General features: G+C 57.6%; 16 protein-coding genes. 5 read left to right on the plus strand and 11 right to left on the minus strand.

All coding sequences use genetic code 11. The features are described 5' to 3' along the window. Positions 1–12 precede the first annotated feature (12 nt). The 8 genes from murJ to DUD43_RS07675 all read right to left on the minus strand — a co-directional run bounded on the left by murJ (position 13) and on the right by DUD43_RS07675 (position 6,208). Complete coding sequence (gene murJ / locus DUD43_RS07640; RefSeq protein ID WP_153229808.1) at positions 13–1,566, minus strand: murein biosynthesis integral membrane protein MurJ; 1,554 nt, start codon at positions 1,564–1,566, stop codon at positions 13–15. An 18-nt stretch (positions 1,567–1,584) separates the two neighbouring features. After that, positions 1,585–2,349 carry a 3-hydroxyacyl-CoA dehydrogenase gene (locus DUD43_RS07645; RefSeq protein WP_153229809.1) on the minus strand — a complete coding sequence of 255 codons (765 nt, stop codon included), beginning with the start codon at positions 2,347–2,349 and terminating at the stop codon, positions 1,585–1,587. 63 nt (positions 2,350–2,412) lie between these two features. Beyond that, positions 2,413–3,069 carry an adenylate kinase gene (gene adk / locus DUD43_RS07650; protein ID WP_026482905.1) on the minus strand — a complete coding sequence of 219 codons (657 nt, stop codon included), beginning with the start codon at positions 3,067–3,069 and terminating at the stop codon, positions 2,413–2,415. Between the two features lie 102 nt (positions 3,070–3,171). Then, positions 3,172–3,936 carry a 3-deoxy-manno-octulosonate cytidylyltransferase gene (gene kdsB, locus DUD43_RS07655; protein ID WP_153229810.1) on the minus strand — a complete coding sequence of 255 codons (765 nt, stop codon included), beginning with the start codon at positions 3,934–3,936 and terminating at the stop codon, positions 3,172–3,174. Between the two features lies 1 nt (position 3,937). Further along, entirely contained in the window at positions 3,938–4,123 is a 186-nt protein-coding gene (locus DUD43_RS07660) for a Trm112 family protein (protein WP_042487903.1), read from the minus strand. Continuing rightward, the gene (gene lpxK / locus DUD43_RS07665) at positions 4,123–5,202 is read right to left on the minus strand and encodes a tetraacyldisaccharide 4'-kinase (RefSeq protein ID WP_153229812.1); all 1,080 of its coding nucleotides are present in this window, start codon (positions 5,200–5,202) and stop codon (positions 4,123–4,125) included. The genes DUD43_RS07660 and lpxK overlap by 1 nt, the downstream gene beginning before the upstream one ends. Continuing rightward, on the minus strand, positions 5,199–5,603 hold the full coding sequence (locus DUD43_RS07670; protein ID WP_153229813.1) for an ExbD/TolR family protein: 405 nt from the start codon (positions 5,601–5,603) through the stop codon (positions 5,199–5,201). Before DUD43_RS07670 ends, lpxK begins: the two co-directional genes overlap by 4 nt. Continuing rightward, the gene (locus DUD43_RS07675; RefSeq protein WP_153229814.1) at positions 5,603–6,208 is read right to left on the minus strand and encodes a MotA/TolQ/ExbB proton channel family protein; all 606 of its coding nucleotides are present in this window, start codon (positions 6,206–6,208) and stop codon (positions 5,603–5,605) included. Before DUD43_RS07675 ends, DUD43_RS07670 begins: the two co-directional genes overlap by 1 nt. Positions 6,209–6,633: 425 nt before the next feature. Between DUD43_RS07675 and xseA the strand changes: the two genes are divergently transcribed. Both xseA and sodB read left to right on the plus strand, forming a co-directional pair. Continuing rightward, on the plus strand, positions 6,634–7,980 hold the full coding sequence (xseA, locus tag DUD43_RS07680) for an exodeoxyribonuclease VII large subunit (protein ID WP_153229815.1): 1,347 nt from the start codon (positions 6,634–6,636) through the stop codon (positions 7,978–7,980). 54 nt (positions 7,981–8,034) lie between these two features. Further along, positions 8,035–8,613 carry a superoxide dismutase [Fe] gene (gene sodB / locus DUD43_RS07685; protein WP_153229816.1) on the plus strand — a complete coding sequence of 193 codons (579 nt, stop codon included), beginning with the start codon at positions 8,035–8,037 and terminating at the stop codon, positions 8,611–8,613. Between the two features lie 140 nt (positions 8,614–8,753). On the opposite strand, the gene bfr is transcribed toward sodB, so the two are convergent. Then, complete coding sequence (gene bfr, locus DUD43_RS07690; RefSeq protein WP_153229817.1) at positions 8,754–9,218, minus strand: bacterioferritin; 465 nt, start codon at positions 9,216–9,218, stop codon at positions 8,754–8,756. Between the two features lie 330 nt (positions 9,219–9,548). Here bfr and pcaF point away from each other — a divergent pair, with 330 nt between their 5' ends. After that, on the plus strand, positions 9,549–10,754 hold the full coding sequence (pcaF, locus tag DUD43_RS07695) for a 3-oxoadipyl-CoA thiolase (protein WP_042487885.1): 1,206 nt from the start codon (positions 9,549–9,551) through the stop codon (positions 10,752–10,754). Here pcaF and DUD43_RS07700 read toward each other — a convergent pair whose 3' ends face one another. Both DUD43_RS07700 and DUD43_RS07705 read right to left on the minus strand, forming a co-directional pair. Then, positions 10,755–11,225, minus strand: a complete 471-nt coding sequence (locus tag DUD43_RS07700; protein ID WP_153229818.1) for a DUF192 domain-containing protein — start codon at positions 11,223–11,225, stop codon at positions 10,755–10,757. It abuts the gene before it with no gap. 46 nt (positions 11,226–11,271) lie between these two features. Further along, positions 11,272–11,517, minus strand: coding sequence for a cold-shock protein (locus DUD43_RS07705; protein ID WP_003801483.1), 246 nt, complete (start codon positions 11,515–11,517; stop codon positions 11,272–11,274). Between the two features lie 165 nt (positions 11,518–11,682). Between DUD43_RS07705 and clpS the strand changes: the two genes are divergently transcribed. Together clpS and clpA are read left to right on the plus strand one after the other, a co-directional pair. Then, positions 11,683–12,006: an ATP-dependent Clp protease adapter ClpS gene (gene clpS, locus DUD43_RS07710; protein WP_026482895.1), complete on the plus strand. Its 324-nt coding sequence runs from the start codon at positions 11,683–11,685 to the stop codon at positions 12,004–12,006. Between the two features lie 93 nt (positions 12,007–12,099). Next, the gene (gene clpA, locus DUD43_RS07715) at positions 12,100–14,421 is read left to right on the plus strand and encodes an ATP-dependent Clp protease ATP-binding subunit ClpA (RefSeq protein ID WP_063693134.1); all 2,322 of its coding nucleotides are present in this window, start codon (positions 12,100–12,102) and stop codon (positions 14,419–14,421) included. The last annotated feature ends 2 nt before the right edge of the window (positions 14,422–14,423 follow it).

A 14,423-nucleotide genomic window follows, 5' to 3' on the forward strand; every position in this document is an offset into this window, starting at 1 on the left:
TATTCTAGGATACTAAGCCCGCTTTGTAAAGTAAGAGGGGCGAATGCCTACGATAAACAACATGCCGAAATAAGAAATGCCGCTGGCAAGCAACACGCCGCCCAAATACAGCACACGCAGCAGGGGCGTGGCTCCCAAGCTGATCCAGTCGATATAACGGTCAGCCAGCAGGAGGACGGCGGCCAGAGCGACCAGGGCGGGAATAATCTTCAGGAAAAAACGTAACCAGTCATGATTGGGCTGATAAATGCCGCGTTTGCGTAGCATGACCAGCAAGGTCAGTGCATTGACGGTGGCACCCAGACCAATCGACAGGGCCAGTCCGGCATGGGCAAAGGTGGGCACCAGCACCAGGTTGAAGAGCTGGGTAATGATCAGGACGGCAATGGCAATGCGGACGGGGGTACGAATATCCTGGCGGGCGTAAAAGCCGGGGGCCAGAATCTTGATGGCCAGCAGGCCAACCAGACCAACCGAATACGCACCCACAGCCAGTTTGGTCTGGGCAACGTCAGCGGCGGCAAAGGCACCGTAGTGGAACAGCGTGGCGACCAGGCCGTCGGACAGTAAAGCCATGCCCAGGGCAGCAGGCAGGCCCAGCAACAGGACCAGACGCAGGCCCCAGTCCAGCAAGCCGCTGTAGTTCTTGTCGTCCTTGCCCGCATGGGCTGCTGACAGCTTGGGCAGCAGGACCGTGCCTAGCGCCACACCCAGCAAGGCGGTGGGAAACTCCATCAGGCGGTCAGCAAAGGACAGCCAGGTCACGCTGCCGGACTGCAGCCAGGTGGCGATATTGGTATTGATCAGCAGGGAAATCTGCGCGACAGAAACACCCAGAATGGCGGGCAGCATCTGTTTAAGAATGCGCTGCACGATGGGATCGCGGCGCGCTTCCCCCAGTCGTAGCGAGAATCGTGGCAACAGGCCCAGGCGGGCCAGTGCAACCCATTGCACCAGCAATTGGGCCAGACCACCCACCATCACCCCAACGGCCAGGGCGTAAATCGGCGTTTCCATGTGCTGAGCCAGAAACAGGCTGGCGCCAATCATGGACAGATTCAGCAGGATGGGGGTGAAGGCCGGAACCGCAAAGCGGCTCCAGGTATTGAGTACCGCAGAAGCAAAAGCGACCAGCGACATGCAGATGATGTAGGGGAACATCATCCGCGTCATGGTGATCGCGGCTCCAAACTCGGTTTGTCGCTCCGGAGCGGTCAGGCCGCTGGCCATGGCGCTGACCACCCAGGGGGCCGCCAGAATACCGATGGCGGTGACCAGCATGACGGCAAAGGTCAGCAGCAGGGCAACGCGGTCCAGCAATTGCTGAACCTTGTCCTGTTCGTGTTCCTTGCGTACCTGCCCCAGGATGGGCACAAAGGCTTGCGAAAACGCCCCTTCTGCAAACAGGCGTCGCAGCAGGTTGGGAATGCGAAATGCCACCCAGAAAGCGTCGGTGAGCGGGCCCGCCCCAAAGGCGCGGGCAATCAGAATATCGCGTGCCAGTCCGGTGATGCGAGACAGCAGCGTCAGGCCACTAATTGTGGCCGCCGAGCGAAACAAACCCATTGGAGCCGATACAGAAAGTTATTTTGGTGCCATACGAATGGCGCCATCCAGACGGATGGTTTCGCCATTGAGCATTTCATTATTGATGATGCTCTGCACCAGTTGGGAGAAATCTTCAGGGCGACCCAGGCGTGATGGGAAAGGAATGCTGGCTGCCAGGGAGTCCTGAACTTCCTGGGGCATGGCAAACATCATGGGGGTGCCGAAGATGCCGGGAGCAATGGTCATGACACGGATGCCGGTCTGGGCCAGGTCGCGGGCCAGGGGCAGGGTCAAACCCACCACACCAGCTTTGGAGGCGCCGTAAGCGGCTTGGCCGATCTGGCCGTCATAGGCAGCGACCGAAGCGGTATTGATCAGCACGCCACGCTCGCCCGAAGCTTCGGGGGTGTTGCTGCTCATGGCAGCGGCGGCCAGACGACACATATTGAAGGTGCCGACCAGGTTGATCATGACGGTTTTCTGGAACAGATCCAGCGTGTGCGGGCCATTACGTCCCACGGTGCGCGAGGCAGGAGCCACGCCAGCACAGTTGATCAGTCCGAACAGGGGGCGGGCGCTGTCCTGGCAAGCCAGATTCACGACGGCCTGGGCATCTTGCTCGGAAGTGACATCACAGCGCTGATAGTGTTGGCCCAGCTCTTTGGCCAGAGCCTCACCGGCCTCGTCCTGAATATCGGCGATCACCACGCGGGCGCCGTTTGCAACCAGCATACGTACGGTGCCAGCGCCCAGACCCGATGCGCCGCCCGTGACAATAAAAGTCTTGTTATTGATTTGCATGAGCTTGTCTCCCTTGAATAATAAACAACCGGCCCTTTTGGGGCCGGCTGAATCTTGACTTACTTAGCTTGCCAGTGCGTCCACAATGCGCTGGCGGATCTCATCGACGCTACCCACGCCGGAAATCTTGCGATAAGCCGGAGCTTGCGGGTCGCCAGTGGCTGACCATTGCGAGTAGTAATCGACCAGAGGGCGGGTCTGCTCGCGATAGACAGACAAGCGGTGGCGGACGGTTTCCTCGCGGTCATCGTCGCGCTGGAGCAAGGGTTCGCCCGTTACGTCGTCCACACCGGGGGTTTTGGGTGGATTGAAGGTGACGTGGTAGCTACGACCGCTGGCTGCGTGGATACGGCGGCCGCTCATGCGTTCGATGATGCTTTCTTCCGGTACGTCGATTTCGATCACGAAGTCCAGTTTGACCTGGGCATCCTTCAAGGCATCGGCCTGGGGAATCGTGCGTGGGAAACCGTCGAACAGGTAGCCGGGCTCACAGTCTGCTTCTTTCAGACGGTCGCGAACCAGGCCGATGATGATGTCATCGGAGACCAGGCCGCCGGCGTCCATGATTTTTTTGGCTTCTACACCCAGCGGGGATTGGGCTTTGACAGCGGCACGCAACATATCGCCCGTGGAAATTTGTGGAATACCAAATTTCTCGGTAATGAAAGCAGCTTGAGTGCCTTTGCCGGCACCAGGGGGCCCGAGCAGTATGAGTCGCATGAATTCCTCCAGGAAATGCGTCGATCCGATTCTCGCTTCAGTATGATGCGTTGCAGCATATTTAGCGCATTTTTTATTCGGATAGAGCAGAAAAAAGATCTTTTATAACCGATTTGCGAAGTGAGCGCGTACTCTTTCCAGGTCTTGTTCGGTGTCTACCCCCGCTGCAGGAATCTCCTGGAGGCGGTGAACCATAATCTGGAAGCCGTTTTCCATGGCTCGCAGTTGCTCCAGAGATTCGAAGTGCTCCAGCGGCCCGCGCGGTAGCTGGGCGTACTGCTGCAGGAAGCGATTTCGGTAGGCATAAAGACCAATATGGTGCAATGCGGGAAGCCCGTCGGCCAGTACCCGGTCGCCACTGGCCAGCGCGTCGCGGGCCCAGGGCATGGGGGCGCGGGAAAAGTACAGCGCGCGGCCTTGCAGGTCGCACACCACTTTGACGGCATTGGGATTGAAGAGCGTCTCGGCGTTCTTGATGGGTGCGGCCAGCGTGGCAATATCGGCCTGTTCACTGCGGGCCAGCAGTTCGGCGGCCGCATTGATGTGCTCGGGCTGAATCAGCGGCTCGTCCCCTTGCACATTGACCACGATCTCGTCCTCGGACAGCTCCAGCAGGCGGGCGGCCTGGGCCAGACGGTCGGTGCCGGTCGGGTGTTCGGCGTCGGTCAGCAGGGCATTGAAACCATGCGCCTGCACGGCTTGCAGCACCTGCGGCGAGTCCGTCGCTACCCAAACCTGACGCGCTCCGCTCAGTGCTGCTTGCTGGGCACAGCGCACGATCATGGGTTGGCCAGCAATGTCAGCCAGCGGTTTGTTGGGCAGACGGGTGGAACCCAGGCGCGCGGGGATAATGACGGAAAAAGTCATATCAGTTGCTGGCGGGTTCCTGCGCATCCAGTTGACGCGCTTCGTTGATCAGCATGGTGGGGATGCCATCCACAACAGGGAAGGCCAGCTTGTCAGCTTTGCAAACCAGCTCCTGCTGTTCGCGGTCGTGGCGCAGGGGGCCTTTGCACAAGGGGCAGACCAGCACTTCGAGTAGGCGAGTTTCCATTATTGAACTCCGGGTAAAGAGGGTGGGGTTAAGCGCCGCTTGCGCAACAGGCTGTCCAGTTCAGCAATCCAGTCCGGGCGTGAAAACACAGGCTGGACATCCACAACCCACAGGCGTGGATCGTTCAGGTGCTGGCATTTTACGGCGTCTTTACGGGTAATGAGTACCAGCCCTTCATGCAGGGCCTGAAAGTCCTGGGCTTGCAAGGCGGCATGGTCGGGCAGGGGGAAAGTCTGGTTCAGATGCAGACCACAAGCGCGCAGCATCGTGAAAAAACGGGCAGGCTGGCCAATGGCGGCCAGCGCTTGCAGTTCCTGCTGGCCGTATTCCTGATACCAGTCCGACCAGCTCAGACGGCGGCCTGAACTGAGGTGTTCCAGCTGATAAGGGCTCAGGCTCATGCTCAGGGCGCGGCCGGGCTCAGCGGGTTGAGGGGTAGACGGCGGCGTCTGGTCAGCCACGATCTGGCTGATCAGCCAGTCCACGCTACGCAGACGTTCGGGGCCTTCACGCAAAGGGCCGGCTGGCAGCAGCAGGCCGTTCCCCACACCGCGAGCATCCTGAACCACGACTTCCATATCGCGTTGCAAGGCCAGATGCTGCAGGCCGTCATCCGAAATGATCAGGTCAACTGCCGGAAAATCCTTGAGCAAAGCCTGGGCAGCCAGGGCGCGACGAGGGTGAACAGCGATGGGGGCCTGAGTTTGGGCGGCAATCAGAGCGGGTTCATCGCCAAACTGTTCGGCGGCTAATTGACCTTGACCTACACGCGGGCTGGGGCCGATCTCCACGCCATAACCTCGGCTGACAATACCGGGCGTCCATCCCAAAGCGCGCAATTGCTCGGTCAGAGCCAGGACAACGGGAGTCTTGCCTGCGCCACCGACGATGATATTGCCCACCACAATCACTGGCACCGGGCTGCGGTAGGACGCGCGGGGATCTTGTTCGTAGCGTTGCTGCTTGCGTTGTACGAAGATCGCCGCCAGCGCTGAAAGAGGGCGCATCACAAGACTGAACCAGCCTTTTTTCTGCCACTGCTGGTGCAGCCAATGAGTCAGGCGGACGCGCACGCTCATGGGGCCTGGGTCGCAAAATGAATGCGATGGATACCAACCTGACGGGCGGCTTCCATGGCCTGGACCACTGCAAAGTGGGGCGCCTGGGCATCGGCCAGAATCAGCAGGCTGCTGTTGTCGTCGGTCTTTTCGGTGGACAGGGCTTGGCTAAGGGGGGAACCACTGCTGGCATCCAGCCACATGCCGTTCAGGGCATAACGCCCGTCCTGGCTGATAGCCAGTAGCAATTCTGTGGTCTGGGCGGCCTGGGCCTGAGCCTGGGGCAAGGAAACATCCAGCTGGCGATAGCGCACGAAGGTGCTGCTGGCAGCCAGAAAAATCAGCACCACCAGCAAGACATCAATCAAGGGCACCAGATTCAGTTCCAGCGTGTCCTGGTCTTGGGCTCGGCGAAAGCGCATCAGGCAGTCCTTTGCGCCAACAGGCGATCCAGCGCACCGGCTTCGGTTTCCAGGCAGTGCAGCAGGTAGTCGGCACGGCTGCGAAAGTAGCGGTGAAAGATCATGGCCGGGACGGCAATCAAAATCCCCAGGGCGGTGTTGTACAGGGCAACGGAAATGCCACGGGCAATCAGGCTGGGGTCACCACCGGCGGGGTCGTAGGCGGCAAAAATGTCGATCATGCCAATAACCGTACCAAACAGGCCCAGCAAAGGGGCGATCACGGCAATGGTGCCCAATGCCGGAATGTACTTGTTCAATTGGTAGCTGATGTCCTTGCCTTCTGCCTCGACCGCGGACTCACGCAAGGCGGGAGTTTGGTGGCGGTTTTTCAGTACGGTGGCTAATACTCGACCCAGAGGGGAGTTGTCGTACAGGCGGGGCAGGGAGTCGTCCTGGATGCGGTTCTGGGCTGTCAGCTCGCTGATCTGGCGTGCCAGTCCAGTCGGTAGAATTCGTTTGCTGCGCAGGGCCAGAAGACGCTCCAGGATCAAACCCAGGGCAAGAATGGAGCAGGCCAGCAGGAACCAGACAGGCCAGCCAGCGGCATGGATCAAAGTAAGCACGGGTCGATTATCCGGTCACGAAATAAATCAGCGCTTATTGTAGAGCCCCTGTCCAGATTGCGGGAATGTTCCGGCGCGGGCGCGGTACACTTTACGGTCTTTTCCCACAAAGCACGGCCAAACCCCTGATGTATTTGAAGTAATAGGTGTAGTGCTAAAACTATCCACAAAAACTGTGGATAATTCTGTGTATAAAACATCCCATAGTGGCTCGGGTGGTGGTTTAGAGGTTCTCTGGCTAATTTTCGACCATCTTGGTGTTTTTATAAATAGTGTTTAATTTCAATGGTTTATCCGTTTTCAGTAAAGTGCTGCATCAGGTGTTCAACGGAAGCCATTGTCTTGGCGTCTATTTGACAAAAGCATGACAGTTGTGGATACGGAGCGGTGGAAAACTAGCCCGGGGCGAGTCAAAAACAAAGAATATGATGCATTATCAAGAATCTAGAGCACCTGCGGTATGGACCGTGGCACAGTTGAACCGCCGTGTCAGCCAATTGCTGGACGAGCACATGCCTGTGGTTTGGGTCAGCGGTGAAGTGTCCAACTTTACTCAGGCGGCTTCCGGGCATTGGTACTTTTCCATCAAGGACGACAAGGCGGCCGTTCGTGCCGTGATGTTCCGCGGGCGTGCTCAGGCCGTGGGCTTTGTGCCGCGTGCGGGCGAGCGTTTCGAATTTCGCTGCTCGGTGACCTTGTATGAGGCACGTGGGGACTTCCAGGTTCAGGTTGAAGGTATGCGCCGCGCCGGGCTGGGTGACTTGCACGAAGCGTTTTTGCGACTGAAGGGCCAGCTGCAAAGCGAAGGTTTGTTCGAGCCGGAACGCAAACGCCCCATCGCTACCTTGCCGCGCAGCATAGGCATCATCACCTCCCTGGCGGCCGCTGCCTTGCGAGACGTACTGACTGCGATGGAGCGTCGTGCTCCGCATGTGCGCATCATTATTTACCCTGCTCCGGTTCAAGGGGCAGAAGCGCCGCCGCGATTGCGGCAGGCACTGGAAACGGCGATTGAGCGGGCCGAGGTCGATACGCTCTTGCTGGTACGCGGGGGCGGTAGTCTGGAAGATCTCTGGGCTTTTAATGATGAGGGTCTGGCGCGTCTGATTGCTTCCAGTCCTATCCCTATTATTAGTGGGGTGGGGCACGAGACCGATTTCACCATTGCCGATTTTGTGGCTGACTTGCGCGCACCCACGCCAACCGCTGCGGCCGAACTGGCCTGTCTGGGGCGTGATCAGTTGCTGGAGCAGGTGTTTGCGCGCATGGGCGCTTTGAGTCACGGCGTGCAGCGCCATCTGGATCGGGCCTCCCTGCGCCTGGACCGGGCGGTGGCCAAATTGGTTTCTCCGCATCAACGCCTGGCCCAGCAGCAGCAACGTCTGGATCATCTGACTCAAAGGCTGCAACGTGTGGCTCGCAGCGTCCCCGATACCGCCGCTTTGCGCCTGACTACATTAAGAGCGCGCCTGGAGCGCAGCATTCCCCAGCTGACGTCAAGACAGCAAAATCTGAATATGCTTTTCCAGCGGCTGGAAAAAGGCCTGGATCATGCGCTGGTTTTGCGCCGCCAACGTCTGGCTGCGGCCCAGCAAACGCTGCAAGCCTTGTCCCCGCGCCTTATCATCAATCGTGGATATGCCATAGTCAGGGATAGCGAGGGGAAAGTTGTAAAAAATGCGTTAGACTTAAAGATTGGTGAACGACTCGATGTCGAGTTGAGTCGCGGTCATGTGTCGGTGGATGTGGTGCGCACGCACGATCTGCTCTAGGCTGCGTCGTCCTTGTTGGATACCAAACACGGTTTTTTTTTAGAAGGAATTGAAATGGCATTCACTCTTCCAGCTCTTCCATACGAACTCAACGCACTTGAGCCACATATCTCCAAAGAAACCCTGGAGTTTCACTACGGCAAGCACCATCAAGCTTACGTTACCAACCTGAACAACCTGGTTGCTGGCACCGAGCTCGAAAACGCTTCTCTGGAAGATGTGGTCAAGAAATCCTCCGGTGGCGTGTTCAACAACGCTGCTCAGGTTTGGAACCACACTTTCTACTGGAACAGCCTGTCCCCTAACGGCGGCGGCGCTCCTACCGGCAAAGTGGCTGATGCCATCAACGCCAAATGGGGCAGCTTTGACGCCTTCAAGGAAGCCTTCACCAAGTCTGCCGTTGGCAACTTCGGTTCGGGCTGGACCTGGTTGGTCAAAAAGGCCGACGGTTCCCTGGATATCGTCAACACCAGCAACGCTGGCACGACCCTGACTTCCGATGACGTCGCCCTGATCACCTGTGATGTGTGGGAACACGCCTACTACATCGACTACCGCAACGCCCGTCCCAAGTACCTGGAAATTTTCTGGAACCTGGTGAACTGGGACTTTGCCGCCAAGAACCTGGGTTAATCGCTCAAGTTGAGGGTAGCGCTCATTGGAGAGCTACCCGGCAATAAAAAACCGCCATGCAATGAATGCTGGCGGTTTTTTTGTGTTTGCAGCGCGGGAGCTTGTCGGGCTTGCGCTGCAATGTGTCTTGCCTGAAGACCTTATATCTGTGATTGCTGGTAGTTTTCCAGGCCCACTTTCTCGATCAGACCCAATTGTTTTTCCAGCCAGTAGGTGTGGTCTTCTTCCGTGTCGCGCAGCTGAGCCAGAATAATGTCGCGGGTGACAAAGTCGCTGGCGGATTCGGCCAGTTCCATGCCTTTTTGCAAGGCAGCGCGTACCTCATATTCCAGCTCCAGGTCCTTGCGCAACATGCCGACCACGTCCTTGCCGGGCTCAAACGCATTGGGGCGCATATCGGGAATGCCGTCGAGCATCAGGATACGGCGTATCAGGGCGTCAGCGTGCTGGGTTTCTTCTTCCATTTCGTGGCTCATGCGCTCGTAAAGCTGCGTGAAACCCAGATGCTCGTAAAAGCGGGAATGGATAAAGTACTGGTCGCGCGCTGCGAGTTCGCCACGCAGCAACTGATTCAGATAGTCGAGGACTTCGGGATTGCCTTGCATGATGATGAGCCTGTAAGGGATGTCAACGTTGGCAGTATGCCATGGGGGCGCTTGGCGTGGGGCTTGCCTCCGATAAGCCAGGGTGGATGCAGGCGGGTTTGGGGTACTACTATTAGCTGTGGTTTGTTTTTCTTTATTTGCTCTTGGTATCTGCATTTAATGAGCAATAGATTGCTTTGGGCATGAAACATGAAAGCGACCGCGTAGCGGACAGCCCTTGGTGTGGGTAAATGAGCTTCTGTGCTCAAGCGCTACTATCAAAACAGTAGATTTCGAGCGCTCTCCATAGCGCTCTCGCGTGATTTTATTCAAGTTATCAGGGTGAATTTCATGAGTCAGGACGCCTTTATTTGTGACGCAATTCGTACGCCTTTCGGACGTTATGGCGGTTCGCTGTCCGCTGTGAGGGCGGATGATCTGGGTGCGGTGCCTATCGCCGCGCTGATGAAGCGCAATCCCCAAATCGATTGGAGCAAGCTGGATGACGTTATGTACGGCTGTGCCAACCAGGCGGGTGAAGACAACCGTAACGTGGCACGCATGTCCGCGCTGCTAGCCGGTTTGCCCGTGGACGTGCCCGGCGTAACCTTGAACCGCCTGTGCGGTTCGGGCCTGGACGCGATTGGTTCGGCCGCTCGCGCGATTCGCGCTGGCGATGCCTCCTTCATCCTGGCTGGTGGTGTGGAAAGCATGAGCCGCGCTCCCTTCGTGATGGGCAAGGCTGAAACGGCTTTCTCCCGCAGCGCAGGCATTTACGACACCACGATTGGCTGGCGCTTCATCAACAAGGCCATGAAAGAGCAGTACGGTGTAGATTCCATGCCCGAAACCGCTGAAAACGTGGCTCAGCAGTTCAATGTGTCCCGTGAAGACCAGGACGTGTTTGCCCTGAACAGCCAACTGCGTGCTGCTGCTGCCCAGGAAGCGGGCATTCTGGCTGAAGAAATCACCCCCGTGATTATTCCCCAGCGCAAGGGCGATCCCATCGTGGTGGACAAGGACGAGCACCCACGTGCCACGACTCTGGAATCCCTGACACGTCTGAAGCCTGTTGTGCGTGCCGATGGCACCGTGACGGCCGGTAATGCCTCCGGTGTAAACGATGGTGCTTGCGCGCTGCTGGTCGCCAACAAGGCAACTGTGGAAGCCCAAGGCCTGACTCCACGCGCTCGTGTAGTGGCCATGGCCTTTGCCGGTGTAGAACCACGCATCATGGGGATTGGCCCGGCACCTGCCAGCCAGAAAGTCCTGGCTTTGGCCGGTCTGACGCTGGATCAAATGGACGTGATCGAGCTGAACGAAGCTTTCGCCGCTCAAGGTTTGGCGGTGACTCGTATGCTGGGTCTGGCTGATAATGATCCGCGCGTGAACCCGAACGGGGGCGCGATTGCTCTGGGTCACCCTCTGGGTGCCAGCGGTGCGCGTCTGGCGATTGCGGCCATCAACCAATTGCATCGCACAGGCGGACGCTACGCCCTGTGCACCATGTGTATTGGTGTCGGCCAGGGCGTGGCCTTGATTCTCGAGCGCGTCTAACTAAGGTTGCAGGGCAGGCAGGCCGGTGATTTTCTCACCGGCCTTTTTGTCTGCTTGCTTGAACCAGCCTTGTTCCATCTCCAGGGCATAGCGCACAGGTCGCACCGGGCAGTGGGATTGAAGATCAAAAGGTTGCATGGCCTCGATATTGGTAATCGTGCCTTCATCGGTAATAAAGGCGATATCCAGCGGCAAGGGCGTATTCTTCATCCAGAAGCAAGGCATTCCGGTTTGCTCGAATACGAATAACATGCCGTGATCGGGGGCCAGGCTTTCTCGATGCATCAAGCCCAGAGCACGAGTCTCGTCGCGATCGGCCACTTCGGCCTGGATTTGTTTGGAACCCAGGGTCAGTGTCAGGGTGGGAAGAGTCTCATCAGCCTGTACCGGGGCGCTGATACAAAGCGCTGCCAGAAGACAGGCAAAAAAAACAGGGCGCGCAGGCCCCGTAGTCGTAGTGCGATACTGCATGTGTGTTGCGAACCTGCTTTTGTTAGAATCGAGAGCGCAAGAGATCTTAAGGCGAAGTAATATTAAGTGCCTGTTTGCCTTTCGGGCCTTGGGCGACTTCATACAGAACTTTCTGGCCTTCTTTCAAAGTCTTGAACCCGTTCATCTGAATGGATGAAAAATGAGCGAAGAGATCTTCGCCGCCGTTATCGGGTGTAATAAACCCAAAGCCTTTGGCGTCATTGAACCACTTAACGGTCCCGGATAGTTTTTGATTGTCTCCAGTGCCTGCGGTGGTGGTAGTTTCCGACATGCTTGCTGCCTCTCAACTTAGTGTATGGTTGATACTTTTTTCGGCCCCTCCCTGGGCCTGTGATCGCGGCACCCCACTTTTTATTGTGAAGTTGACACGATCAGTCGGATGATGCTGAATTTTGTTCCCCCCAGTCAACCTATGGAAAGCACCTAGTTCTGTATTATGGCCATTGAGATCGATAAGCAAGGCGCCACAACGGTAGAGCGCCAATCCGCGCGGCTTGCCCCACCACCCATGTACCAGGTCATCTTGCTCAATGATGACTACACACCGATGGAATTTGTGGTGAATATACTGGAGCGGGTGTTTGCCAAAACGCCCGAGCAGGCCGAACAGCTTATGCTTAAAGTACATTACGAGGGTCGGGCTGTCTGTGGTGTGTATCCCCGCGACATCGCGGCCACCAAGGTGGAAATTGTGCGACAACTGGCGCAGTCGCGTCAGCACCCTTTACAGTGCGTGATGGAGCCGGTGCCTGATGCTTGACCATTTAATGGTTTACCGTATTGTTCAGATCAGGCAAATTAGTCATAGAATAGCCTTAACCCCTAGTTTTACTCTTGCCGTGTAGGAGGAAGCATGATCTCCGAAGAACTTGAAGTCAGTCTACACATGGCCTTTGTCGAGGCTCGTGCCGCGCGCCATGAATTCATCACGGTAGAGCATCTGCTGTTGTCCCTGCTCGATAACGCCTCCACCCTGGAGGTGTTGAAAGCATGTGCTGCCGATATTGATGCACTGCGCCAGAATCTGCGTAAATTCATTAACGAAAATACGCCCACTTTCCCCGGTGAAGGCGAGGTTGATACCCAACCCACGCTGGGCTTTCAGCGTGTGATTCAGCGTGCCATCATGCACGTATCGTCCAGTAACTCCGGCAAAAATGTGGTTTCCGGCGCGAATGTGCTGGTGGCCATGTACGGGGAAAAAGACTCGCATGCGGTGTATTACCTGCAGCAACAAGGTGTCTCGCGCCTGGATGTCGTCAATTTCCTCTCGCACGGTATCACCAAGGCCAATCCGGAACCCGCTGCTCCCGAGCCTCCCAAGGCGGCTGCAGCGGCGGAAGCCGATACCCGCTCGGACGCCCAGAAATCCCCACTGGATTTGTACGCCACCGACCTGAATACCGAAGCCAGTCTGGGTCGTATTGATCCCTTGATTGGCCGTGAAAAGGAAGTGGAGCGCGTCATCCAGGTTCTGTGCCGCCGCCGCAAGAACAACCCCTTGCTGGTGGGTGAGGCAGGCGTGGGTAAAACCGCGATTGCCGAAGGCCTGGCCCTGCGCATTCAGCGTGGCGACGTGCCGGACATTCTTGGCGAAGCGCGCGTGTACGCGCTGGATATGGGTGCCTTGCTGGCTGGTACCAAGTATCGGGGCGACTTCGAGCAACGCCTGAAAGCGGTGCTCAAGCAGCTCAAGGAAACCGCCCAGTCCATTTTGTTTATCGACGAAATCCACACGCTGATCGGAGCCGGCTCGGCTTCGGGCGGTACGCTGGATGCGTCCAATCTGCTCAAACCTGCGCTGTCCTCCGGCCAGCTCAAGTGTCTGGGTGCAACCACCTACTCGGAATACCGCGGAATTTTCGAAAAAGACCACGCCTTGTCGCGTCGCTTCCAGAAAATTGATGTGGCCGAGCCTACGGTGGAGCAGACCATCCAGATTCTGCGTGGTTTGAAGTCCAATTTTGAAGAGCACCACGGCGTGCGCTACTCGGCAGCTGCCCTGACGGCGGCGGCGGAGTTGTCCGCCCGTTACATCAACGACCGGTTCTTGCCCGATAAGGCCATCGACGTGATCGACGAGGCCGGTGCGGCGCAGCGTCTGCTGCCACGCTCCAAGCAGAAAAAGGTCATCGGCAAGGCCGACATCCAGGCAACGGTATCGCGTATTGCGCGCATTCCTCCCCAGACAGTCTCCAGCGACGATCGCAATAAGTTGGCAACCTTGGCACGCGATCTGAAATCGGTGGTGTTTGGTCAGGATGTGGCAATTGACGCCCTGGCAGCGGCCATCAAGATGGCGCGCTCCGGTCTGGGTCTGCCCGACAAGCCTATCGGTTCCTTCCTGTTCTCCGGCCCGACCGGCGTGGGTAAAACCGAAGTGGCGCGTCAACTGGCCTTTGTGCTGGGTGTAGAGCTGCTGCGCTTTGATATGTCCGAGTACATGGAGCGTCATACCGTGTCGCGCCTGATCGGTGCGCCTCCCGGTTATGTGGGCTTTGACCAAGGTGGTTTGCTGACCGAAGCCGTTACCAAACAGCCGCACTGCGTGCTGCTGCTGGACGAGATCGAGAAAGCGCACCCGGACGTCTACAACATCCTGCTGCAGGTGATGGATCACGGCACGCTGACGGATAACAATGGCCGCAAGGCAGATTTCCGCAACGTTATCCTGATCATGACCACCAACGCCGGTGCCGAAGCGCTGAACAAGACCAGCATTGGCTTTACCCAGCCCCAGCGCTCGGGTGATGAAATGCAGGACATCAAGCGTCACTTCTCGCCAGAGTTCCGCAACCGTCTGGATGCGATTATTGGCTTCAAGCCTTTGTCGCGCGACATTATCCTGCGCGTGGTGGACAAGTTCCTGATGCAGCTGGAAAACCAGTTGCACGAGAAGCGCGTCGAAGTGTCCTTCTCGGACGCCTTGCGCGAGCATCTGGCTGCCAAGGGCTTCGATCCCGCCATGGGTGCCCGCCCAATGCACAGGCTTATTCAGGACACGATACGCCGTGCCCTGGCCGACGAACTGCTGTTTGGCCGTCTGGTCGATGGTGGTCAGGTCGAGGTCGATCTGGACGAGAACGGCGAGGTGGTACTGGAATATCCTTCTTCAGGACCTGATGAGCCCGGTAGCAAGGCTTCTTCGCGTCCCGAGCCGGAACTAGTCGACTAAGC

This window comes from Alcaligenes faecalis (assembly GCF_009497775.1).
GTDB classification, from domain to species: domain Bacteria; phylum Pseudomonadota; class Gammaproteobacteria; order Burkholderiales; family Burkholderiaceae_B; genus Alcaligenes; species Alcaligenes faecalis_D.